Origin of the sequence: Bordetella ansorpii, assembly GCF_900078705.1 — a bacterium.
Taxonomy (GTDB): Bacteria; Pseudomonadota; Gammaproteobacteria; order Burkholderiales; family Burkholderiaceae_B; genus Bordetella; species Bordetella ansorpii_A.
Map to the genome: position 1 here is coordinate 280,578 of NZ_FKIF01000006.1, position 21,252 is coordinate 301,829.

General features: G+C 68.5%; 17 protein-coding genes. 9 read left to right on the forward strand and 8 right to left on the reverse strand.

The window, feature by feature from the left end; genetic code table 11:
* Positions 1-25: 25 nt before the first annotated feature.
* On the reverse strand, positions 26-550 hold the full coding sequence (locus tag A6745_RS11690) for a chromate transporter (protein WP_066127105.1): 525 nt from the start codon (positions 548-550) through the stop codon (positions 26-28).
* Positions 547-1,116, reverse strand: coding sequence for a chromate transporter (locus A6745_RS11695; RefSeq protein ID WP_066127108.1), 570 nt, complete (start codon positions 1,114-1,116; stop codon positions 547-549). The genes A6745_RS11690 and A6745_RS11695 overlap by 4 nt, the downstream gene beginning before the upstream one ends.
* A gap of 358 nt (positions 1,117-1,474) precedes the next feature.
* Between A6745_RS11695 and A6745_RS11700 the strand changes: the two genes are divergently transcribed.
* Positions 1,475-2,275 carry an EamA family transporter gene (locus A6745_RS11700; RefSeq protein WP_066128748.1) on the forward strand — a complete coding sequence of 267 codons (801 nt, stop codon included), beginning with the start codon at positions 1,475-1,477 and terminating at the stop codon, positions 2,273-2,275.
* A 7-nt stretch (positions 2,276-2,282) separates the two neighbouring features.
* On the opposite strand, the gene A6745_RS11705 is transcribed toward A6745_RS11700, so the two are convergent.
* The 6 genes from A6745_RS11705 to atzF all read right to left on the reverse strand — a co-directional run bounded on the left by A6745_RS11705 (position 2,283) and on the right by atzF (position 10,344).
* Positions 2,283-3,104: an anti-sigma factor family protein gene (locus A6745_RS11705; protein ID WP_066127111.1), complete on the reverse strand. Its 822-nt coding sequence runs from the start codon at positions 3,102-3,104 to the stop codon at positions 2,283-2,285.
* Position 3,105: 1 nt separating this feature from the next.
* Positions 3,106-3,630 (reverse strand): RNA polymerase sigma factor, encoded by a 525-nt coding sequence (locus A6745_RS11710; protein WP_066127118.1) that lies wholly within the window; start codon positions 3,628-3,630, stop codon positions 3,106-3,108.
* 20 nt (positions 3,631-3,650) lie between these two features.
* On the reverse strand, positions 3,651-4,028 hold the full coding sequence (locus tag A6745_RS11715) for a COG4315 family predicted lipoprotein (protein ID WP_066127120.1): 378 nt from the start codon (positions 4,026-4,028) through the stop codon (positions 3,651-3,653).
* Positions 4,029-4,146: 118 nt separating this feature from the next.
* Positions 4,147-4,869, reverse strand: coding sequence for a GntR family transcriptional regulator (locus tag A6745_RS11720; protein WP_082853027.1), 723 nt, complete (start codon positions 4,867-4,869; stop codon positions 4,147-4,149).
* 13 nt (positions 4,870-4,882) lie between these two features.
* Positions 4,883-8,494, reverse strand: coding sequence for an urea carboxylase (gene uca, locus A6745_RS11725; RefSeq protein ID WP_066127129.1), 3,612 nt, complete (start codon positions 8,492-8,494; stop codon positions 4,883-4,885).
* Between the two features lie 20 nt (positions 8,495-8,514).
* Complete coding sequence (atzF, locus tag A6745_RS11730; protein ID WP_066127132.1) at positions 8,515-10,344, reverse strand: allophanate hydrolase; 1,830 nt, start codon at positions 10,342-10,344, stop codon at positions 8,515-8,517.
* 431 nt (positions 10,345-10,775) lie between these two features.
* Here atzF and urtA point away from each other — a divergent pair, with 431 nt between their 5' ends.
* The 8 genes from urtA to A6745_RS11770 all read left to right on the forward strand — a co-directional run bounded on the left by urtA (position 10,776) and on the right by A6745_RS11770 (position 21,231).
* The gene (gene urtA / locus A6745_RS11735; protein WP_066127136.1) at positions 10,776-12,029 is read left to right on the forward strand and encodes an urea ABC transporter substrate-binding protein; all 1,254 of its coding nucleotides are present in this window, start codon (positions 10,776-10,778) and stop codon (positions 12,027-12,029) included.
* 21 nt (positions 12,030-12,050) lie between these two features.
* A complete protein-coding gene (gene urtB, locus A6745_RS11740; RefSeq protein ID WP_066127139.1) occupies positions 12,051-13,685 on the forward strand; it encodes an urea ABC transporter permease subunit UrtB in 1,635 nt (544 codons plus the stop codon).
* Positions 13,682-14,839 (forward strand): urea ABC transporter permease subunit UrtC, encoded by a 1,158-nt coding sequence (gene urtC / locus A6745_RS11745; protein ID WP_066127146.1) that lies wholly within the window; start codon positions 13,682-13,684, stop codon positions 14,837-14,839. The genes urtB and urtC overlap by 4 nt, the downstream gene beginning before the upstream one ends.
* Before the next feature lie 106 nt (positions 14,840-14,945).
* Positions 14,946-15,779: an urea ABC transporter ATP-binding protein UrtD gene (gene urtD / locus A6745_RS11750; protein ID WP_231886016.1), complete on the forward strand. Its 834-nt coding sequence runs from the start codon at positions 14,946-14,948 to the stop codon at positions 15,777-15,779.
* A gap of 170 nt (positions 15,780-15,949) precedes the next feature.
* Complete coding sequence (gene urtE / locus A6745_RS11755; RefSeq protein ID WP_066127149.1) at positions 15,950-16,648, forward strand: urea ABC transporter ATP-binding subunit UrtE; 699 nt, start codon at positions 15,950-15,952, stop codon at positions 16,646-16,648.
* A 270-nt stretch (positions 16,649-16,918) separates the two neighbouring features.
* Positions 16,919-18,925 carry a gamma-glutamyltransferase family protein gene (locus tag A6745_RS11760; protein WP_066127152.1) on the forward strand — a complete coding sequence of 669 codons (2,007 nt, stop codon included), beginning with the start codon at positions 16,919-16,921 and terminating at the stop codon, positions 18,923-18,925.
* A gap of 156 nt (positions 18,926-19,081) precedes the next feature.
* Complete coding sequence (locus A6745_RS11765; protein ID WP_066127155.1) at positions 19,082-20,173, forward strand: tartrate dehydrogenase; 1,092 nt, start codon at positions 19,082-19,084, stop codon at positions 20,171-20,173.
* A gap of 77 nt (positions 20,174-20,250) precedes the next feature.
* On the forward strand, positions 20,251-21,231 hold the full coding sequence (locus A6745_RS11770) for a Bug family tripartite tricarboxylate transporter substrate binding protein (RefSeq protein WP_066127158.1): 981 nt from the start codon (positions 20,251-20,253) through the stop codon (positions 21,229-21,231).
* Positions 21,232-21,252: the final 21 nt, after the last annotated feature.

The window sequence follows — 21,252 nt, forward strand, 5'->3', positions numbered from 1 at the left end:
CGGGCAGAAACATCCCTACCTCTGCCTAGAAACTTCCCGCCAACCCCAGCAGTCCCCCCGCCATCAGCATCCACAGCGGATGCACGCGCGTCAGCACCGACACCGCCGCGGTGCCCGCCGCGATCACCGCCAATAGCCAGTCGTGCACCGAGGTCTCGACGATCAGCCAGGCGCTGGCGGCCACCATGCCGGCGGTCACGGGCACCAGGCCCGCCTGCAACCGGGCGCGCCAGGGCTTGTGGCGGAAACGCTCCCACAGGCCCATCACGATCATCGTCAGCAGCGAAGACGGCCCGAACTTGGCCAGCGAGGTCACCAGCATGCCCGCCCAGCCGGCCACGTGCCAGCCCACCAGCGGCACGATCATCAGGTTGGGGCCGGGCGCGGCCTGGCTGAGCGCGAACAGCGCGCTGAAATCGGCGGCGGACATCCAGCCGTGTATCTCGACGACCTGGCGCTGCATTTCCGGCAGGATGGTGTTGCCGCCGCCGAACGCCAGCAGCGACAGCTGGGTGAAGATCACCGCCAGTGCGATCAACGTGGCGCTCATTTTCCGGGCCTCCGCACCAGCAGCACGCTGACCGGCGTCAACACCAGCATGGTCGGCAAGAGCGGCAGGCGCAGCACCGCGATCGCCAGGCAACCCGCCAGCGCCAGCAGCAGGCCCACCACGCTGCGCCGCAGCGGCATCACGATCTTGACGGCCATGGCCACCAGCAACCCCGCCGCCGCCGCGGCCAGGCCGGCGAAGACGTGCTGCACGTGGGGATCGGAACTGTAGCGGTCATACACCACGCCCAGCATGATGACCACGGCGGTGGGCACGGCGATCAGGCCCATCAGCGCGGCGAAGGCGCCCGAGGGCCCCCGGAACTTCATGCCGATGGCCACCGACATGTTGATGATGTTGCCCCCCGGCAGGAACTGGCACAGGCCCAGCAACTCGCTGAATTCCAGCCCGCTGAGCCAGCGGCGGCGCTCGACCACCATGCTGCGCGCCAACGGCAACGCGCCGCCGAAGGCGGTCATGCCCAGCGTCAGGAAACCGAGGAACAGTTCGAGGCGGGTGGGCGGCGGCGCGGTGTCCGGCGCCTGGGAATGCTCGGGGAGATCCATGAAGGAATGGCCGGGCGGCCCCGGCAAGGCGGATGAAGGAAACCGGGAAGCCTACTCCCGGGCCGGTGCGCTGTCCATGCATGCCACTGGCCTCAAGAAAACGTCAGGGATCCGGCCGGTGGCCCTGCGTGCCAGGCACCACGCAGACGGGCGTCGCGCCACGGCCAGGGGCAACGCGCACCATTTGACGGCCTGCGCGCAATGCCGCTGCATGTACGGGCCCCGGAACGCACTTGCGCACCCAGCCGCTCACGTAGAATGGCACCGCCGCATCGAGGCGGCCCGCATCATGACCTCCGCCACACGCTCCACCCCCCGCCAGAGCGCCCTGCTGCCCATTACCTTGCTGGTGATCGCGATGATCTCCATCCAGGGCGGCGCGGCGCTTGCCAAGACGCTCTTTCCCGCCGCGGGCGCCATCGGCACCTCGGCGCTGCGACTGCTGTTCTCCGCGATCATGCTGACGCTGGCGATGCGGCCCTGGCGCCTGAGGATGGACCGCGCCGGCTGGCTGGCCGCCTTGCCCTACGGGCTGTCGCTGGCGGGCATGAACCTGCTGTTCTATATGTCGGTGGAACGCATCCCGCTGGGCATCGCGGTGGCGATCGAATTCACCGGCCCCCTGGTGCTGGCCGTGTTGTCGTCGCGCCGCGCCACCGACTTGCTGTGGATCGTGCTGGCGGCCTGCGGCCTGTGGGTGCTGCTGCCGCACGACGGGGGCGGCGGCGCGCTCGACCCCTGGGGCGTGTTCTTCGCCGCGGCCGCCGGCGTATGCTGGGCGGCCTACATCGTGTACGGCCGGCGCGCCAGCCTGAAGGGCGGCGTGCCCATGGTGGCCCTGGCCTCCATCGTGGCCGCCGCGGCGGTGCTGCCGCTCGGCCTGGCGCAAGGCGGCACGGCATTGTTCTCGCTGGAGATCCTGCCATACGCGCTGGGGGTCGCGCTATTGTCCAGCGCCCTGCCCTACGGGCTGGAAGTCTGGGTGCTGGCCCGCTTGCCGGCCCGCGTGTTCGGCACGCTGCTCAGCCTGGAAGCGGCTTGCGCGGCCCTGTCCGGCCTGGTGTTCCTGGGCGAGACGCTGACGCTTGCCCAGTGGCTGGGCGTGGCAGCCATCGCATCTGCGTCGGCCGGCGTGACGGCCACGCGCGGCAGGGACTAGAGCCTGCTCAACTGAGCTGCCTGTACACCTCGTCCGCCACGCGCTGCAGCGTGGCGCGGTCGATCTCGCCCGACAGGGCGTAGCCGAAGCTGCCCTCGACCCAATAGAACACCCGCACCGGGCCGTCCTGCGTGAAGCGGAACGCGGTCTGGTTGCCGGTGGCCTCGCGCGTCACGTACAGCGTCAGCCGCTGACCGTCGGGCGCCGAGTACATGAACTGCGCCACGGGGCCTTGCCCGCCGGGCAGCAGGCGGCCACCGACCAACTCGTAGCCTACGCCGCTCAATGCCGGCGCCTTCACCGACGCGCCCAGCCGCTTGGTCAGCCACGTGACCAGGGCCTGTTCCTGGTCGGCGCCGACCTCGACGGGGCGCCGCACGTCGGCCGCGAAGACGGCATGGGCCACGGCGGCGCGGCGCGCAAAGGAAGCGCCATCGGCGGCCGACACGGGCGCAGGCGCGATGAGCGCCTCGTGCGCGTCCACCGCGCCGCGCACGAACCACGCCGCGCTGGCACTGGCCACGGCAACCGCCAGGCCGGCCGCCAGCGCTCCCCAGCGCCGCTCGGAAACCGACGTGCGTCGCGGTGGGGACAAGGGCAGGCGCAACGGCAAGGGCTCGTCCAGCACGGGATCGAGCAGCTCGCGCAGGGCATCGTTCTGCCGGCGCCAGCCATCGACGCGCTGGCGCGCCTCGGGCTGCTGCGCCAGGAAGGCGGCGACCTCGGCGCGGCGCGCCTCGGGCAGTTGGCCGTCCGCACAGGCATGCAGATCGGCTTCGGTGATGGGCGTCCCGGTGGCCGGGACGGCGCGCAGGGTTTCGTCGCTCATGTCATTTGACGCTTTGCAGCCGGCTGGATGGCCGGGCTTCCTCTTCAGGCCGCGCCATCAGCGCGGCCAGTCTTTCACGGGCCCGGGACAGGCGCGACATGACCGTGCCGATCGGCACGTCCAGCACCTGCGCGGCATCCCGGTAGCTGAACTCCTCGACGGCGACCAGCAGCAGCACTTCGCGCAGGTCGGCCGGCAGCCGTTGCAGGCAGCGGTCCAGGTCGCGCAGTTCCAGGCCATCGGCCTGCGCCGCGCGCACCGGAATCTCGGGCACTTCGGGTTCGGCGCCGTACTCGGCCTGGCGCCGCTGGGCGCGCAGGCCGTCGATGAAATGGTTGTGCATGATGCCGAACATCCATGCGCGCAGTTCGCCGCGCCGCTGCCAGCGCGAGAACCGGCCCCAGGCACGCTCCAGCGTGTCCTGGACCAGGTCATCGGCCTGCTCGCGGTCCGCGGTGAGGCCGCGCGCGTAGCGCCGCAGGCTGGGGATGCAGGCCACGATCCGGGCCTCGTCCTCGGCGCGCATGGCGATCCGGCCTCCCGCTATCAGGGCTTGATGACGTGCCAGACGCCGCCCACGCCGTCGCCGGTCTTGTCGCCCGCCTTGGTGTCCTTGATGAACAGGTAAACCGGCTTGCCCTTGTAGGCCCATTGCTTGGCGCCGTCGTCCCGCGTGGCGAGGCTCCAGTCGCCATCGGGCTTGGCGCCGGCGGCCGCCGCCACGGGCGGCCAGTTGGTGGCGCATTGGCCGTTGCAGACGCTCTTGCCGCTGTTGGCCTGGTCCTTGTCGAACGTGTAGAGGGTCATGCCCTTGTGGTCGACCAGGATGCCATCCTTGGTCATGGCGGGCGACTGGGCCTGGGCGCCGGCGGCGTACAGGGCGGAGACGGCGATGAAAGCGGCGGCTGCGGTACGGATGGACATGTCTGGCTCCTTTGGGGACGGGGCACCGGGCCGGGGTGGCCCATTGAGTAAGCACCTCACCCCTACAGACGATGGCGGGCCGCGCTTTATTCCAATCCTGCCCCGATCCATCGCCGGTTCAAGGATGGCCGCTCCTGGCCTGGTGCAGCATGTGCAGGGTGATCTTGCGTACCTCGGCCTTGCTGATCTCGATATGCGACTTCAACATGATGCGCGCGGGCTCGGCATTGCGGGCCAGGATGGCACGCAGCACCGCGGCGTGCTCGTCATAGGTCGCGTCCACCCGGTACTCCTTGGTGAAATCCAGGCGGCGCACCAGGCGGATCTTCTCGGTGACGTCGCGATGGATCTGCGCCATTTCCGAATTGCCCACGGCGGCGACCAGCGCGCAATGAAAGGCCTCGTCGAGCTGGGCCACCAGTTTCCCATCACGGATGCGCTGGTCCGGCGGCACGAGCCAGACATCCTGAAGGGCGCCCAGGATGCCGGTCGGATCCATCTCGGATCGCCCGCAGAGGCGGTCCACCGCGGCCAGCTCCAGCACGATGCGCACGTCGTACAGGGCCTCGAACCGCTCGAAATCGAACGGACGGACCTGCCAGCCGCTGCGCTGGCGCACCAGCAGGAAGCCCTCTCGTTCCAGGCGCGCCAACCCCTGCCGGATGGGCGTGCGGCTGACGCCCAGGCGCGCCACCATGTCGGCCTCGCTGAACATGTCGCCCGGCAAGAGGCGGAACTCGAACAGGTCCTCTTTGACACGCTCGTACACGGCATCGGCCAACGACCCCGTGCCAGCCACCAGCGGACGCAGGCCCGTCGCCATCAATAGGGTCGTTCGCATGTCAGGTCTCGCCTCAATCGGTATCGTCATCCAGCACGACGAGCGGATCGCCCATGTCGACCCGCTTGCCCGGGCCGCAGTGTATCGCGGCGACCGTGCCCGCCCTCGGCGCGGCCACGACCAGTTCCATCTTCATCGCCTCGATCACCACCAGCGGATCGCCCGCCCGCACGGACTGGCCGACCTCGACCGGAATCTTCCACACGCTGCCGGACATGTCGGCGGCCACCAGGCTCTGGCCTGCGGTCAGGGGCACATCGAGGATGTCGGCGGCCGGCTCCGGCGCCGGCGCAACGCCGTCCTCCGCCTGCCAGAGCGCCACCTCCGCCTCGAACGCCGAACGTTGCCGCGCACGGAACGATTCGATGCTGTCGGCCTGCTCGGCCAGGAAGCGTTCGTATTCGGCGAAGTCGAACGTCTCCTGTTCGAGACGCAGGCCGATACGACCCGCGCGGAAATCCGCTCTCATCCCATCCAGCTCGGCCTCGCTGACCGGATAGAAGCGCACCTGGTCGAAGAAGCGCAGCAGCCAGGGCTTTTCGTCCTGGAATACCGGATTCTTCAGGAACTTGTTCCAGATGGGCAGCGTGCGGCCGACCAACTGATAGCCGCCGGGCGAGTCCATGCCGTAGATGCACATGTAAACCCCGCCGATGCCTACCGTGCCCTCCGCCGTGAAGGTACGCGCCGGGTTGTACTTCGACGTCAACAGGCGATGGCGCGGATCGATCGGCACCGCGCACGGCGCGCCCAGATAGACGTCGCCCAGGCCCATCACCAGGTAACTGGCGTCGAACACGATGCGCTTGACCTCCTCCCGCGAGGACAGGCCATTGATCCGCTGGATGAAGTCCACGTTGTTCGGCAGCCACGGCGCCTGGGCGCGCACGGTCTCGCGATAGCGGTCGACCGCGCCCAGCGTCGCGCTGTCCTCGAAAGCCATGGGCAGGTACACGACACGCGTGGGCACCTTGACCTGCGACGCATCGGGCAGCGACTGCTCGATCTGCAACAGACGGGCCACCAGCTCCGATTGGGCGATGCGCCGTCCCTCGTAGCGGATCTGCAGCGAGCGCACGCCGGGCGACAACTCCTGCACACCCGGTATCGGATCGGCCTGCAGCGCCTGCATCAGCAAATGCACGCGCAGCCTCAGCGCCAGGTCCAGCACGTTCTCGCCGTACTCCAGCAGCAGATAACCGTCCCCCGCCTGCCGATAGGCGACCGCCGGCCGACCTTGCGCCGCCGGCAGGCGGGCGACGATCGCGGACGTCTCGCTGCCAGGGGCCGGCACGTCTGGCCGCAGGGGCGCCAGGCTCTCGATACTGGCATCCTGGGCACGCTCCAGCGCGACGGCCCGCGCATAGTCGATCCGCTTGAAGCGGATGCGGTCTCCCGGCTTGACCTGGCCCACCTTCCACAGTTCCGCGCGGGCGATGGTCACGGGGCAGACGAACCCGCCCAGGCTGGGGCCGTCGCGCGTCAGGATCACCGGGCTGTCTCCCGTGAAATTGATGCTGCCGACCGCGTACTCGCAATCATGGATGTTCGAGGGGTGCAGCCCCGCCTCGCCACCGTCCTGGCGCGCCCAGGTCGGCCGGGGCCCCGTCAGCCGGACGCCCAGGCGATTGGAGTTGTAGTGCACCTCCCAATCAGCGCGGAAGAAGGCATCGATGGCTTCCTGCGTGAAAAAATCAGGAGCGCCATGCGGGCCGTACAACACCCCGATCTCCCAGTGGCTGCCGTACTCGGGCGCCAAGTCCGCGGCGGGCGCCTGCGGCGCGCGCGTGGCGCAGGGAGCATCCGACAACCTCGAATCCCCCCTGCCCAGCGGCAGCATGTCCCCCATGCGCAGGATGCGTCCGGCATGTCCGCCGAACTGGCCCAGCGCGAACGTCGAGCGGCTGCCGAGATACACCGGCACATCGAATCCCTGGCGTACGGCCAGGTAGACGCGGCATCCGCTGGACACCCGGCCCGTCTCCAGCGTCTGGCCCGCACGCACGCCGATGGGCCGCCACATCTGCACGGGCTTGCCGTCCAGCATCGCGGCGCACGTCCCCCCCGTCAGCGCGATGACCGTGTCGCAGTGAAAGCGCAGCGTCGGTCCCGCCAGGGTGGCTTCCAGCCCGGCCGCCTCGGGCGCATTGCCCACGATGCGGTTGGCCAGCCTGAAGGCGTAGTCGTCCATGGGGCCGGAAGGCGGCACGCCGATGTCCCAATAACCCGTGCGGCCAGGATAGTCCTGGATGCTGGTGTAGGTGCCCGCCTGCAGCACCTCGACCGCGGCAGGGCGGTAGGCGAACGACTCCAGGAAGCGCGTGGAGACCTTGCCCTCGCGAAAGGCGGGGTCGTCCACGATCTGCCGCAGATAGTCCAGGTTGGTGGCGATGCCGTGCAGGCGTGTCCGCGCCAGTGCGTCGGACAGGCGGTCCAATGCCTCCTGCCTGTCCTTGCCGTGCACGATCAGTTTGGCCAGCAACGGATCGTAGAAGGCAGGCACATCGGTGCCCGTCTCGATCCATCCGTCCACCCGCGCATCAGCCGGAAAACGCACTTCGGTCAGCACGCCCGGCGACGGCTGGAACTGGCGTAGCGGATCCTCGGCATACAGCCGCACCTCGATCGACGCGCCGGCGGGCCGCACCTGCATCGCCTGCCAGTCCAGATCGCCCGCGGCCACGCGCAGCATGCACGCGACCAGATCCAGCCCGGTGACCGACTCGGTGACGGGATGCTCGACCTGCAGCCGCGTATTCACCTCCAGGAAATAGAAGCTGTCGCGGGCGCCGTCGTAGATGAATTCGACGGTGCCGGCGGAACGATAGGACACCGACTCGCCCAGCCGCACCGCGGCCTGCAGCAGACTCTGCCGCGTGGCCTCGGGCAGCAGCGGCGCCGGGGTTTCCTCGATCACTTTCTGGTTGCGCCGCTGCACCGAGCAGTCGCGCTCGCCCAGCGCGGCCACGCGCCCCTGGCCGTCGCCGAATATCTGGACCTCCACGTGGCGTGCGCCGTCCACGTAGCGCTCGATGAAGACGCCGCCGTCGCGAAAGAAATGCGTGCCCATGCGCTGCACGCCCTCGAAGGCGGCGCGCAGCTCGGCGGGATCGGCGCAACGCGACAGGCCGATGCCGCCACCGCCCGCGGTGCTCTTCAACATGACCGGGTAGCCAATGCGTTCGGCCTGCGCAAGCGCATCGTCCAGCCCCTCCAACAGACCCGTGCCGGGCGTCATGGGCACGCCCGCGGCGGCCGCCAGTTCCCGGGCACGGTGCTTCAAGCCGAACTCGCGGATCTGCGTTGGCGTGGGCCCCACGAAGGCGATGCCGGCGGCCTCGCAAGCCTCGGCGAACTCGGCGCTCTCGGACAGGAAACCATAGCCGGGGAAGATCGCCTGCGCCCCTGTCCGACGCGCGGCGTCCAGCAACGCGTCGATGCGCAGGTAACTGTCGGCGGCTTTCTCGCCGCCCAGCGCCACGGCCACGTCCGCGGCGCGCACGTGCGGCGCATCGCGGTCCGGGTCGGAATAGACGGCCACGCTGCGGATGCCCAGCGCCTTGAGCGTGCGAATGGCCCGCACGGCGATCTCGCCACGGTTGGCGATCAATACGGTATCGAACATGCCTGTCGCTCCTGGTTCGCTCAACGTGCCGTCGTGGTGTTCAGGCTGGCGATGAACGCCCGCCACCCACCGAATTCGGTGATGTCGCGGGCGCCCTGCAGCGCACGCGGTTCGCAGATGAATCCCTTGACGAGACGGCCATCGGCCAGTTCCAGCGTGCCGATGCCCAGCGGTGCGGGCACTTCGGCCACGAAACCGCCGAAGGCCGCGGCGGGCACATCCCACAGTTCGACGATGAGGGATGCGCCGCGATCGCTGTGGACCAGGCCCGGCTTGGGCGGCATGGTGTTGGCCAGCGCGTACAGGCGATAAGTCGCGGCGGTGAGGGTCTGCTCGGCCAGCACCGCGCCGCGCGAGGTCAGTTGATGGTTCAGCGGCATGCCGGTCAGGTGCGCGCCCACCACGGCGACTCGGATCGTGCCCGTCTGCGGCACGCCGCGGGCAGGCTCGGCGGCAGGCGCCGGCGCGCCCGTGGCGCCCAGCGGCAAAGCGCGGCTGGCCTGCCAGGCGCGGCCGAAGACAGCCAGCGCATCGTCCTGCCACGCGGCGCCGATCAGCGTGATGCCCGTGGGCAATCCGTCCTCGCGCATGCCGGCGGGCAGCGCCAGCGCGCTCAGGTCGGCCAGGTTGGCGAAGTTGGTGTAGTGACCCAGCCGCGAGTTCAAGGCGATGGGGTCGGCCAGCAGTTGCTCGATGGTATAGATCGACGGGGCTGTCGGCACCACCAGGGCATCGAAGCCGGACAGCGCGGCGTGGATGACGCCCGTGAGTTCGGCGCGGCGATACTCCGCGCGGAAGGCGTCGGCGGCGGTATAACGCGATGCCTGCTCGACAATGGACCGCACCACGGGATGAATGGCCTCGGGTTGTTCGCGCCACAGGCTTTCCACCGCGCAGAACCGCTCGGCGACCCACGGTCCCTGATAAAGCAGGTCGGCCAGCTCCATGAAGGGCGTGAAGTCGATGGGCTCGATGACCGCCCCCAGCGCCTGCAGGTCTCTCAGCGATTGCTCGAAGGCGCGGCGCGACTGTTCGTCGCCATGGAACTCGGGATGAGCCGGCACGGCAAGGCGGGGCGCACTCGGCCAAGGCAATGCCGAATCGGGACGGACGCGCGAGTATGGATCGCGCGGGTCATGGCCGCCGGCGATGCCGGCGACCAGGCTCGCGTCATCCACGGTCAGCGCGAACACGGAGACGCAGTCCAGCGTGCGGCAGGCCGGCACCACGCCCGCCGTGCTGAGCCAGCCTCGCGTGGGCTTGAGCCCGACCAGATTGTTGAATCCCGCCGGCACGCGGCCCGAGCCCGCCGTGTCCGTGCCCAACGAGAAGACCGCCAGTCCGCGCGCCACGACCGATGCCGAGCCCGAGCTGGATCCCCCGCTGACGTAGGCCGGGTCGAAACTGTTCGCCACGGGTCCGTACGGCGAACGCGTCCCCACCAGGCCCGTGGCGAACTGGTCCAGGTTCGTCTTGCCCACCAGCACCGCGCCCGCCGCGCGCAACCGGGCGACGACGGTCGCGTCCTGCTCCGGCACATACGCGAACTCGGGGCAACCCGCCGTCGTCGGCCAACCGGCCGCGTCGATGTTGTCCTTGATGGCGAACGGCACGCCGTACAGCGGCAGCCGGGCCCGATCACCGCCTGCGGCTTCCAGCCGCTCGTCCAGCTCGCGCAACTGCGCGGCAAGGCGGCTGTCATCCAGCCTGGCGATCCACGCGTTGTCCTGCGGATCGAGGTCGAGATAGGGCGCCAACAGGTCGCCGGGCGCGGCGCCGGCCGCATAAGCTTGCTGCCATCGCGCAACGGTCCAGCCGGACCGGGACTGAGTATCTGTGCTGGCGTTCATTGAAGGATTCCATCTGGGATTCAAGTACGGATTCATTAAGCAACAGCCATGCCAAATCACGCATTCCCCAAGAAACAAGCCTGTATGAACGGATTTTCAGAGCGGCAAGCATGCGATTCCCTCCAACCAGCAATGAGCCGAGACGGCGCGTATCGCACCATTTACGAGCATGAAATGCACCCCATCGAAGCGTCATGCACCACAGCGGCCGACCTCCCCGGCCAAGGGTTATCCCGGTTCGACGCCCCTCGCGCCGAGTGGCGAATACGGCTTTTGACGTATTGGCATGGGTCTTGCTTTTGTCCCCTGGTCCGCACTCGATACGCCGCCCCTTCGCCGGCGGATGAAGACCCCGCGGACTGTCGGGTAGTCGTTCCCTTCTCGGAAAACAAGCATGCCGGCACGAGCCGGCCTCTATCACAGGAGTCACCATGCAACGCAGACTAGTCCTCAAACAACTCACCGCGGCGAGCCTGCTGGCCATGGCTGGAGGATGGGTGTCGACCGCGGCTGCCGCCGACACCATCAAGGTCGGCATCCTGCATTCGCTGTCCGGCACCATGGCCATCTCGGAAACGTCGCTGAAGGACGTGGCGCTGATGACCATCGACGAAATCAACGCCAAGGGCGGCGTGATGGGCAAGAAGCTCGAGCCCGTGATCGTGGACCCGGCCTCGAACTGGCCGCTGTTCGCCGAGAAGGCCCGCCAGTTGCTCAGCCAGGACAAGGTCGACGTGGTGTTCGGCTGCTGGACCTCGGTGTCGCGCAAGTCGGTGCTGCCGGTCTTCAAGGAACTGAACGGCCTGCTGTTCTACCCCGTGCAGTACGAGGGCGAAGAGCTGGAGAAGAACGTGTTCTACACCGGCGCCGCACCCAACCAGCAGGCCATCCCGGCGGTGGAATACCTGATGAGCGAGGACGGCGGCGGCGCCAAGCGTTTCGTGCTGCTGGGCACCGACTACGTCTACCCGCGCACCACCAACAAGATCCTGCGCGCCTTCCTGCATTCAAAGGGCGTGAAGGACAGCGACATCGACGAGGTCTACACCCCGTTCGGCCATTCCGACTACCAGACCATCGTGGCGAACATCAAGAAGTTCGCGGCGGGCGGCAAGACGGCCGTGATCTCCACCATCAACGGCGACTCGAACGTGCCGTTCTACAAGGAACTGGGCAACGCGGGCCTGAAGGCCACCGACGTGCCGGTCGTCGCCTTCTCGGTGGGCGAAGAGGAACTGCGCGGCGTGGACACCAAGCCGCTGGTCGGCCACCTGGCCGCGTGGAACTACTTCCAGTCGATCAAGAACCCGGTCAACGCCGAGTTCGTGAAGAAGTGGAAGGACTACGCAAAGGCCAAGAACCTGCCGAACGCGGCCACCGCCGTCACCAACGATCCGATGGAAGCCACCTACATCGGCATCCACATGTGGAAGCAGGCGGTCGAGCAGGCCAAGACCACCGACGTCGACAAGGTGATCGCGGCCATGGGCGGCCAGAAGTTCACGGCGCCGGACGGCTACACCATCGAGATGGACAAGACCAACCATCACCTGCACAAGCCCGTGTACATCGGCGAAGTGCAGGCCGACGGCCAGTTCAACGTGGTCTGGAAGAGCAAGGGCCCGATCCGTGCCCAGCCCTGGAGCCCGTACATCCCTGGCAACGAAAGCAAGCAAGGCCTGTAAACGCGGACTAAGGGCGCAGCCATGCGACTTGCGGCACTCACCGGCCGGTTGGGCCGGTTCCTGCTGGGCTGCGCGCTCGGCCTGGCGGCCTTGGCCGCCAGCGCCGGCGCGCAGGGCCTGGACCCGGCGTTGCTGGCCCCCCTGGCCGGCGACGAGACCGACGCCAAACTGGACGCCATCGACCGCCTGGGCCGCCTGCCCGATCCCCAGGCGGCCGAGGTGCTGAAGGCGCTGGGCGACGGCCAGTTGCTGGCCACGCCCGCTGGCCGCGTGCTGATAGAGCGCGACGGCGGGCAGGTGCTGGACGCCGCCACCGGGCAGCCGCAGGCCAGGCCCGATGACGCCGACAGCGTCATGATCAACAATCGCCTGCGCCGCGCCATCAGCGGCGCGCTGGCGACGTCCCAACTCTATTCCAAGGAGCCCGCCGAACGCCTGGCCGCCGCGCAGCGCCTGCAGCAGAGCAGTGACGCCAGCCGCCTGCCGCTGCTGGGCGAGGCGTTGAAGCGCGAGACCGACGCGCAGGTGCGCGGCGCGCTGGAGATCGCGCAGGCCCGCCTGCAACTGGCCTCGGACGATCCCGCCCTGCGCCGCGCCGCCGCGCAGGCCCTGGGCGAAACGCGCAACGCGGCCTTCCGTCCGATGCTGGCGGCGCTGGTGCAGACCAATGCCGACGGCAGCCACGCCGAACCCGACGCCGGCGTGCGCGAGGCCGCCGAGGCCGCGCTGCGCGCGATCGACCGGCACATGGCCACGCTGGAATGGGCGGGCAATCTCTTCTACGGCATCAGCCTGGGCAGCGTGCTGCTGCTGGCCGCGCTGGGCCTGGCCATCACCTTCGGGCTGATGGGCGTGATCAACATGGCGCACGGCGAACTGCTGATGATCGGCGCCTATACCGCCTACATGGTGCAGACGGTGTTCCGCCAGTACCTGCCGGGCTGGATCGACTGGTATGTGGTGGCGGCGCTGCCCGTGGCCTTCCTGGTGACGGCACTGGTCGGCATGGCGCTGGAGCGCACCGTGATCCGCTGGCTGTACGGACGGCCGCTGGAAACCCTGCTGGCCACCTGGGGCATCAGCCTGATGCTGATGCAGACCGTGCGCACGCTGTTCGGCGCGCAGAACGTCGAGGTCAGCAATCCCAGCTGGATGTCGGGCGGCATGACGGTGATGGGCGGACTGGTGCTCAGCTACAACCGCATCGCCATCATCGTCTTCGCCATGCTGGTGGTGTTCTTCGTGTGGCTGCTGCTGAACCACACGCGCCTGGGACTGTTCGTGCGCGCCATCACGCAGAACCGCCGCATGGCCGACTGCGTGGGCGTGCCCACGGGCCGCATCGACATGCTGGCCTTCGGCCTGGGCGCGGGCATCGCCGGCCTGGCGGGCGTGGCGCTGTCGCAGCTGGGCAACGTGGGCCCCGACCTGGGCCGCGGCTACATCGTGGATTCGTTCATGGTGGTGGTGCTGGGCGGCGTGGGCCAGCTTGCCGGCACGGTGATCGCGGCGCTGGGCCTGGGCGGCGTCAACAAGTTCCTGGAGCCCTACGCGGGCGCGGTCATGGCCAAGATCATCATCCTGATCCTCATCGTGCTGTTCGTCCAGAAGCGGCCGCAAGGCCTGTTCGCCCCACGCGGCCGGAGCGTCGAATGAAACCCGCCTCGTTTCCTCCCGATCTGCTGGCCTGCGCGCACCGGCCGCTGTTCGCGCCGCGCGCGTGGCTGGCGCTGGCCATCGTGGTCGGCCTGCTGGCGCTGCTGCCCGCGCTGAACCTGTTCTTCGCGCCGGGCCATGCCCTGCACGTGTCCTCGTACATGGTGGCGCTGGCCGGCAAGTTCATGTGCTACGCCCTGGCCGCGCTGGCGCTGGACCTGGTGTGGGGCTACGCCGGCATCCTGTCGCTGGGGCATGGCCTGTTCTTTGCCCTGGGCGGCTATGCCCACGGCATGTACCTGATGCGCGCCATCGGCCGCGATGGCGTCTACCAGAGCGACCTGCCCGACTTCATGGTGTTCCTGAACTGGAAGGAATACCCCTGGTACTGGGCCTTCACCGAGCACTACGCCTACGCCCTGCTGCTGGTGGTGCTGGTGCCGGGCGTGCTGGCCTTCCTGTTCGGCTACTTCGCGTTCCGCTCGCGCATCAAGGGCGTGTACTTCTCGATCATCACGCAGGCGCTCACCTACGCGGCCATGCTGCTGTTCTTCCGCAACGACACGGGCTTCGGCGGCAACAACGGCTTCACCGACTTCAAGCGCATCCTGGGCTTCGACATCACCGCGCCGTCCACCCGCGCCGTGCTGTACTGGATCACGTTGCTGGCGCTTGCCGGCTCGCTGGTGGCGGCGCGCATGGTCACGCAGTCCAAGCTGGGCCGCGTGCTGACCGCCGTGCGCGACTCGGAAAGCCGCCTGCGCTTCCTGGGCTACGAACCACTGGGTTTCAAGCTGTTCGTGTGGACGCTGTCCGCCGTGATGTGCGGCATCGCCGGCGCGTTGTACGTGCCGCAGGTGGGCATCATCAACCCGGGCGAGATGTCCACCGAGAATTCCATCGAGATGGTCATCTGGGTGGCCACCGGCGGGCGCGGCACGCTGGTCGGCCCCATCATCGGCGCGGGCGTGGTCAATGGCCTGAAAACCTGGTTCACCAGCGTGGCGCCCGAGTTCTGGCTGTATGCGCTGGGCCTGATCTTCGTGCTGGTCACGCTGTTCCTGCCGCAGGGCATCGTGGGGCTGGCGCGCCGCTGCGCGCAGCGCTGGCAAGCGCGGCGCGCGCCGGTGCCTGCGCGGGAGCAGAAGGCATGAACGCAGCCGCCCATTCCAGACACTCCCTTGGAGAACAGGCATGCCACGCCACGAAGGGACATACATGAACGCCCCGAACCGCCCCTCGCACATGGACAAGGTGATGATGGCCGATGCCGACGACGCCGCGCTGCGGGGCGGCGCGGGCGGCGACGCCAGCTATGGCCGCGTCAGCGCGGGCGGGCTGGACACCACGCACGGCGCCATCCTGTACCTGGAGGACATCACCGTCAGCTTCGACGGCTTCAAGGCGCTGAACCAGCTGACGCTGGACATCGGCGTGGGCGAGCTGCGCTGCATCATCGGTCCCAACGGCGCCGGCAAGACGACCATGATGGACGTCATCACCGGCAAGACCCGGCCCACCTCGGGCACCGCCTACTTCGGCCAGACCATCGACCTGACCACGCTGTCCGAAGCCGACATCGCCCATGCGGGCATAGGCCGAAAGTTCCAGCGGCCCACGGTGTTCGAACAGCACAGCGTGTTCGAGAACCTGGAGCTGGCGATGAAGACCGACAAGCGCGTCAGGCCCACGCTGTTCTCGCGCCTGTCCAGCGAACAGGGCGACCGCATCGCGCAGACGCTGGACCTGATCCGCCTGCGCGCGCACGCGGCGCGGCCCGCGGGCCTCTTGTCGCACGGCCAGAAGCAGTGGCTGGAGATCGGCATGCTGCTGATGCAGGAACCGCGCCTCTTGCTGCTGGACGAACCCGTGGCCGGCATGACCGACGCCGAGACGGAGCGCACCGGCGAACTGCTGAACGAACTGCGCGGCAAGCATTCGCTGATGGTGGTCGAGCACGACATGGATTTCGTCACGCAGATCGCCGGGCCGGGCAAAGTGACGGTGCTGCACGAAGGCTCGGTGCTGGCCGAAGGCACGATGGCCGCCGTGCAGGCGCATCCGCGCGTCATCGAAGTCTATCTGGGCAGGTGATGAATGACGCCCACCCCTACGCTCACTACGTTCGCTGCCCCTCAAGGGGCTCAGCCGCCTTCGGGCGGCCGGGCGGCGGCTGGTGGGCCCACCCCTGCGCTCACTACGTTCGCTGCCCCTCAAGGGGCTCAGCCGCCTTCGGGCGGCCGGGCGGCGGCTGAGGAACCTCAATGCTCGAAGTAACGTCAGTCAACCAATACTACGGCGGCAGCCACACGCTGCGTGGCGTCTCGCTGTCGTTGAAGCGCGGCGAATGCCTGGCCCTGCTGGGCCGCAACGGCGTGGGCAAGACCACGCTGCTGAAGTGCCTGATGGGCGTGCTGCCCGTGGCCAGCGGCAGCGTCACGCTGGACGGCCACGACGTGACGAAGCTGGCGCCGCACCAGCGCGCCGCGCGCGGCATGGCCTATGTGCCGCAGGGCCGCGACATCTTCGCGCGGCTGACGGTGGAGGAGAACATCGTGATGGGCATGGCGACGCAGCCCGCGTCGAAGGCTCGCCGCATCAAGGACGAGGTCTTCGAACTGTTTCCCGTGCTGCGCACCATGCTGAACCGGCGCGGCGGCGACCTGTCGGGCGGGCAGCAGCAGCAACTGGCCATCGCCCGCGCGCTGGTGGCCGAACCCAGCCTGATCATCCTGGACGAGCCGACCGAAGGCATCCAACCGTCCATCATCAAGGACATCGGCCGCGTCATCCACATGCTGCGCCAGCGCGGGGACATCGGCATCCTGCTGTGCGAGCAGTATTTCGACTTCGCCCGCGAACTGGCGGACCAGTTCGTGGTGCTGTCGCGCGGCGAAGTGGTGGCCAGCGGCGACCGCACGCACATCGACGGCGACGACGTCAGGAAGCATCTTTCGGTGTAGGCACCGGGGGCGCGGCACGGACCGCCAGCGGCGCCGGCTGCGTCACGCCGCATTTGCTTGACACATCAACAAAGGGAAAACTCCTGTGTCGGAAGCTCACCTTCTGTGGGAGGATTTTGCACGCCCATGGGTTAACGGTATGGCCTTGTTCAACAAGCAAGGGGAATTGCAGGACATCGCCAGCTCGATCCGTGATGCCATGCGGCATGCCGCGCCGCCGCCACAACGGCGCGGACCATCACTGCTATTCAACGCTATCAAGGATTCTCGATGAAGAAGAAAACCCTGCCGTTGCTCGTACTCATGGCCTTGAGCCTGCCGCTGGCAGGTTGCGGCGGTAGTGACTCGGACGACGAGTCGCCTCCCGTCGTCACCAACCCGCCGCCCACGCAGGAACCCACGATCATCGCCGACGCGGATCCGTCCAGCTGCTCCGTGGTGTCCAGCAGCGGCAGCGCGGTCGTGGTGGGCTCCGGCCAGGCCGGCGATCCGGCCGCGCCGGAACCCGCCTCGGGCTACCGCCTGGGCTACAAGGCCAAGTACGCCAGCAAGTACATGGTGGTCGCCAACACGCCGCTGGCCACCAAGGCGGGCTGCGACATCCTGCGAGCGGGCGGCACGGCCGCCGATGCCGCCATTGCCGTGCAGGCGGTGCTGGGCCTGGTCGAGCCGCAATCCAGCACCATCGCCGGCAGCGCGTTCATGATGTATTACGACGCGGCCACCAAGCAGGTCACCGCCTACGATGGCCGCGAGACCGCGCCGGCCGCCGCCACGGGCTACTACCTGGCCCGCCAGGACCAGGCCGATCCGGCCTCGCCCGGCCCCGTGCCCAGCGCGCGCCGCAGTGGCCGTTCCATCGGCGTGCCCGGCGTGATGCGCATGCTCGAAATGGCCCACAAAGAGCACGGCAAGCTGGAATGGAGCGAGCTGTTCGACGAAGGCATCCGCCTGGCCGACGACGGCTTCAAGATTCCCGGCCGCATGGGCAGCGCCCTGGCCAGTTCGGCCAACTCGCTGCGCCTGGACGCCGATGCGGTGGCGATCTACTTCGACGTGAACGGCAACGTCCGCCAGACCGGCGACACGATGACCAACGCGCCTTACGCCCAGACGCTGCGCGTCCTTGCGGAGAAGGGCGCGGACGGGCTCTACACCGGCCGCATCGCGCAGGACATCGTCAACAAGGCCAAACAGACGGTGGGCGCCGACCCGGCGCGCACGCCCATCACGCCCAGCCTGATGACCACCGACGACCTGGCCGCCTACCAGGCCAAGAAGCGCGAGCCGGTCTGCATCACGTACCGCAACGCCTACTACGTGTGCTCGATGTCCCCGCCTTCGTCCGGCGGCATCGCCATCGCGCAGACGCTGGGCATCCTGGAGAACTTCGACCTGTCCGGCTACGCCCCCACGGGTCCGCTGGACGAAGGCGGCATCCCCTCGGTGATGGGCGTGCACCTGGTATCCGAGGCCGAGCGCCTGGCCTATGCCGACCGCGACAAGTACGTGGCCGACACCGACTTCGTGCCCCTGCCCGCCCGCGGCGTGGCCAGCATGCTGGACAAGAACTACCTGAAGTCGCGCTCGAACCTGATCAACACCGCCGCCAGCATGGGCACCGCGACGGCCGGGGTATTCGACTCGGTCACGGCACGCTTCGGCATCGACAATACGGTGGAGTACGGCACCACGCACTTCTCCATCGTCGATACCTACGGCAACGTGGTGTCCATGACGACGACCGTCGAGTCGAGCATGGGGTCCTACCACATGACCAACGGCTTCCTGCTGACCAACCAGCTCACCGACTTCAGCTCGGCTCCGATCGGCAGCGACAGCAACCCCGTCGCCAACCGCGTGGAAGCCGGCAAGCGCCCGCGCAGCACGATGGCGCCCACGCTGGTCTTCAAGGGCACCGAACCGGGCGACTTCCTGATGGCCACCGGTTCGCCGGGCGGCGGCACCATCATCCAGTACGTGGTCAAGACGGTGGTGGGCGCGTTGGACTGGAAGCTCAATGCCCAGCAGGCGACCTCGCTGGTCGACTTCGGCGCCAGCAACTCGCCCAACACCAGCATCGACACCTCCAACACCACGCTGGACCTGACGCCCTTGCAGGACGGCCTGCGCTCCCTGGGCCACGGCATCAGCGCCGGGGCGCAGTCCAGCGGCATCTCGACCATCATGCGAGTGAGCAAGGATGGTGCGTTGCAACTGGAAGGCGGCGTCGATCCGCGTCGTGAAGGCATCGTGCTGGGCAACGGCGCGCTGTAAGCGCGATCGCATGCGCCGCGACGCCTGCTTGGTCGCGGCGCATTGTTAACTGTGGGTAAATGCAGTTTTGACCTGTCCGCGCGTCATCGCGCGGACAGGGCGCGTAGAGTCCGGCGATAGCCCCGCCGCGTCCGGCGGACGCAGGAGACCTACGCAATGAAGACGTACCGCATCGCCACCATCCCCGGAGACGGCATCGGCAAGGAAGTGATTCCGGCCGGCCGCCGCGTGATGGAAGCCCTGGCCGAGACCCAGGGCGAGTTCCGCTTCGAGTTCCAGGATTTCGACTGGGGCGGCGACTACTACCGCCAGCACGGCGTCATGATGCCCGACGACGGCCTGGACGACCTGCGCGACAAGGACGCCATCCTGTTCGGCTCGGCGGGCGACCCGCACATTCCCGATCACGTCACGCTGTGGGGCCTGCGCCTGAAGATCTGCCAGGGCCTGGACCAATATGCCAACGTGCGTCCCACGCGCATCCTGCCCGGCATCGACGCGCCTCTCAAGCGCTGCGCCCCGCAGGACCTGAACTGGGTGATCGTGCGCGAGAACTCCGAGGGCGAATACGCCGGCGTGGGCGGCCGCGTGCACCAGGGCCTGCCCATCGAGGCCGCCACCGACGTGTCGATGATGACGCGCGCCGGCGTCGAGCGCATCATGCGCCATGCCTTCCGCCTGGCGCAGTCGCGCCCGCGCAAGCTGCTGACCGTGGTGACCAAGTCGAACGCGCAGCGCCACGCCATGGTCATGTGGGACGAGATCGCCGTGCAGATCGCCGCGGAATTCCCCGACGTGAAATGGGACAAGGAACTGGTCGACGCCGCCACCGCGCGCATGGTCAACCGCCCCGCCTCGCTGGACACCATCGTGGCCACCAACCTGCATGCCGACATCCTGAGCGACCTGGCCGCGGCGCTGGCCGGCAGCCTGGGCATCGCGCCCACCGGCAACATCGATCCCGAGCGGCGCGGCCCGTCGATGTTCGAGCCCATCCATGGCTCGGCCTTCGACATCATGGGCAAAGGCCTGGCGAATCCGGTGGGCACGTTCTGGTCCGTCGTGATGCTGCTGGAGCACCTGGGCGAGCATGCCGCCGCGCAACGCGTGATGGCGGCGGTGGAGGCCGTGACGGCGGATAAGGCACTGCACACGCGCGACCTGGGCGGCCGCGCGGGCACCGAGCAAGTCACCGAGGCGGTCTGCCGGCACGTGCGGCAAGCCGGTTCGGCGCAGAAGGCGGCGTAACGCGCCTTCCGCACCATCCCCGCCCGCCAGACATCACACCAACAGCGGCGCGGGTTTCCATCCTGGAGGAGACACGCATGAACAAAACGCTGCAACACGCGCGCGGCCTGGTGGCCGTGGGCATCGCCCAACTGCTGCTGGCGGGCGCCGCGACGGCGCAATCGTATCCGGCCAAGCCCATCACGCTGATCGTGCCCTTTCCGGCGGGCGGCACCACCGACGTGCTGGCGCGCGCGCTGGGGCAGGACCTGGGCAAGCGGGTGGGCCAGCCGGTGATCGTCGAGAACCGGCCCGGCGCGGGTTCGACGCTGGGCGCCGACTATGTGGCGCGCACCGCGCCCGACGGCTACACGCTGCTGATGGGCGCGGTGCACCATACCATCGCCACCAGCGTGTATCGCAAGCTGAACTACGACTTCCAGAAGGACTTCGCGCCCATCACCACGGTGGCCCTGGTGCCCAATGTGCTGGTGGTGAATCCCGGCGTGAAGGCCACGTCCGTGCAGGAACTGCTGGCGCTGGCCAAGGCGCAGCCGGGCAAGCTGACCTTCGGGTCGAATGGCGTGGGCACCGGCCAGCACCTGATCGGCGCGCAGTTCGAGGCCCTGGGGGGCGTGAAGCTGCTGCACGTGCCGTACAAGGGCAGCGGGCCGCTGACGGCCGACCTGCTGGGCGGCCAGATCGACATGTCGTTCGACACCATCACGCCGGTGCTGCCGCACGTGCAGCAAGGCAAGCTGCGCGCGCTGGCGGTGACGACGGCCCAGCGCTCGAAGGCCCTGCCGGACGTGCCGACCCTGCAGGAAGCCGGATTGCAGGGCTTCGACATGGGCACCTGGTTCGGCGTGCTGGCGCCCAGGGGCACGCCCGATGAAGTGGTGAAGAAACTGAACGCCGAGATGGTGGCGATCATCCATTCGCCGGACTTCGGGCGGCGCATGGCGCAGATCGGAGCCGTGCCCGTGGGGAACAGTCCCGCGGAGATGGCCACGCAGATCCGCCAGGATACGCAGAAGTATGGAACGCTGGTGAAGGAGGCGGGGATTTCGTTGGATTAGCCCGCCGCCAGAAGCCCGGCT

Coding starts and splice junctions, on each gene's coding strand:
- urtC (WP_066127146.1), top strand. CDS start 13,682: ATGAAACCCGCCTCGTTTCCTCCCGATCTGCTGGCCTGCGCGCACCGG.
- A6745_RS11765 (WP_066127155.1), top strand. CDS start 19,082: ATGAAGACGTACCGCATCGCCACCATCCCCGGAGACGGCATCGGCAAG.
- A6745_RS11720 (WP_082853027.1), bottom strand. CDS start 4,869: ATGCGAACGACCCTATTGATGGCGACGGGCCTGCGTCCGCTGGTGGCT.
- urtB (WP_066127139.1), top strand. CDS start 12,051: ATGCGACTTGCGGCACTCACCGGCCGGTTGGGCCGGTTCCTGCTGGGC.
- A6745_RS11770 (WP_066127158.1), top strand. CDS start 20,251: ATGAACAAAACGCTGCAACACGCGCGCGGCCTGGTGGCCGTGGGCATC.
- A6745_RS11695 (WP_066127108.1), bottom strand. CDS start 1,116: ATGGATCTCCCCGAGCATTCCCAGGCGCCGGACACCGCGCCGCCGCCC.
- A6745_RS11705 (WP_066127111.1), bottom strand. CDS start 3,104: ATGAGCGACGAAACCCTGCGCGCCGTCCCGGCCACCGGGACGCCCATC.
- uca (WP_066127129.1), bottom strand. CDS start 8,494: ATGTTCGATACCGTATTGATCGCCAACCGTGGCGAGATCGCCGTGCGG.
- atzF (WP_066127132.1), bottom strand. CDS start 10,344: ATGAACGCCAGCACAGATACTCAGTCCCGGTCCGGCTGGACCGTTGCG.
- A6745_RS11700 (WP_066128748.1), top strand. CDS start 1,475: ATGATCTCCATCCAGGGCGGCGCGGCGCTTGCCAAGACGCTCTTTCCC.
- urtE (WP_066127149.1), top strand. CDS start 15,950: ATGCTCGAAGTAACGTCAGTCAACCAATACTACGGCGGCAGCCACACG.
- A6745_RS11760 (WP_066127152.1), top strand. CDS start 16,919: ATGAAGAAGAAAACCCTGCCGTTGCTCGTACTCATGGCCTTGAGCCTG.
- A6745_RS11690 (WP_066127105.1), bottom strand. CDS start 550: ATGAGCGCCACGTTGATCGCACTGGCGGTGATCTTCACCCAGCTGTCG.
- A6745_RS11715 (WP_066127120.1), bottom strand. CDS start 4,028: ATGTCCATCCGTACCGCAGCCGCCGCTTTCATCGCCGTCTCCGCCCTG.
- A6745_RS11710 (WP_066127118.1), bottom strand. CDS start 3,630: ATGCGCGCCGAGGACGAGGCCCGGATCGTGGCCTGCATCCCCAGCCTG.
- urtD (WP_231886016.1), top strand. CDS start 14,946: ATGGCCGATGCCGACGACGCCGCGCTGCGGGGCGGCGCGGGCGGCGAC.
- urtA (WP_066127136.1), top strand. CDS start 10,776: ATGCAACGCAGACTAGTCCTCAAACAACTCACCGCGGCGAGCCTGCTG.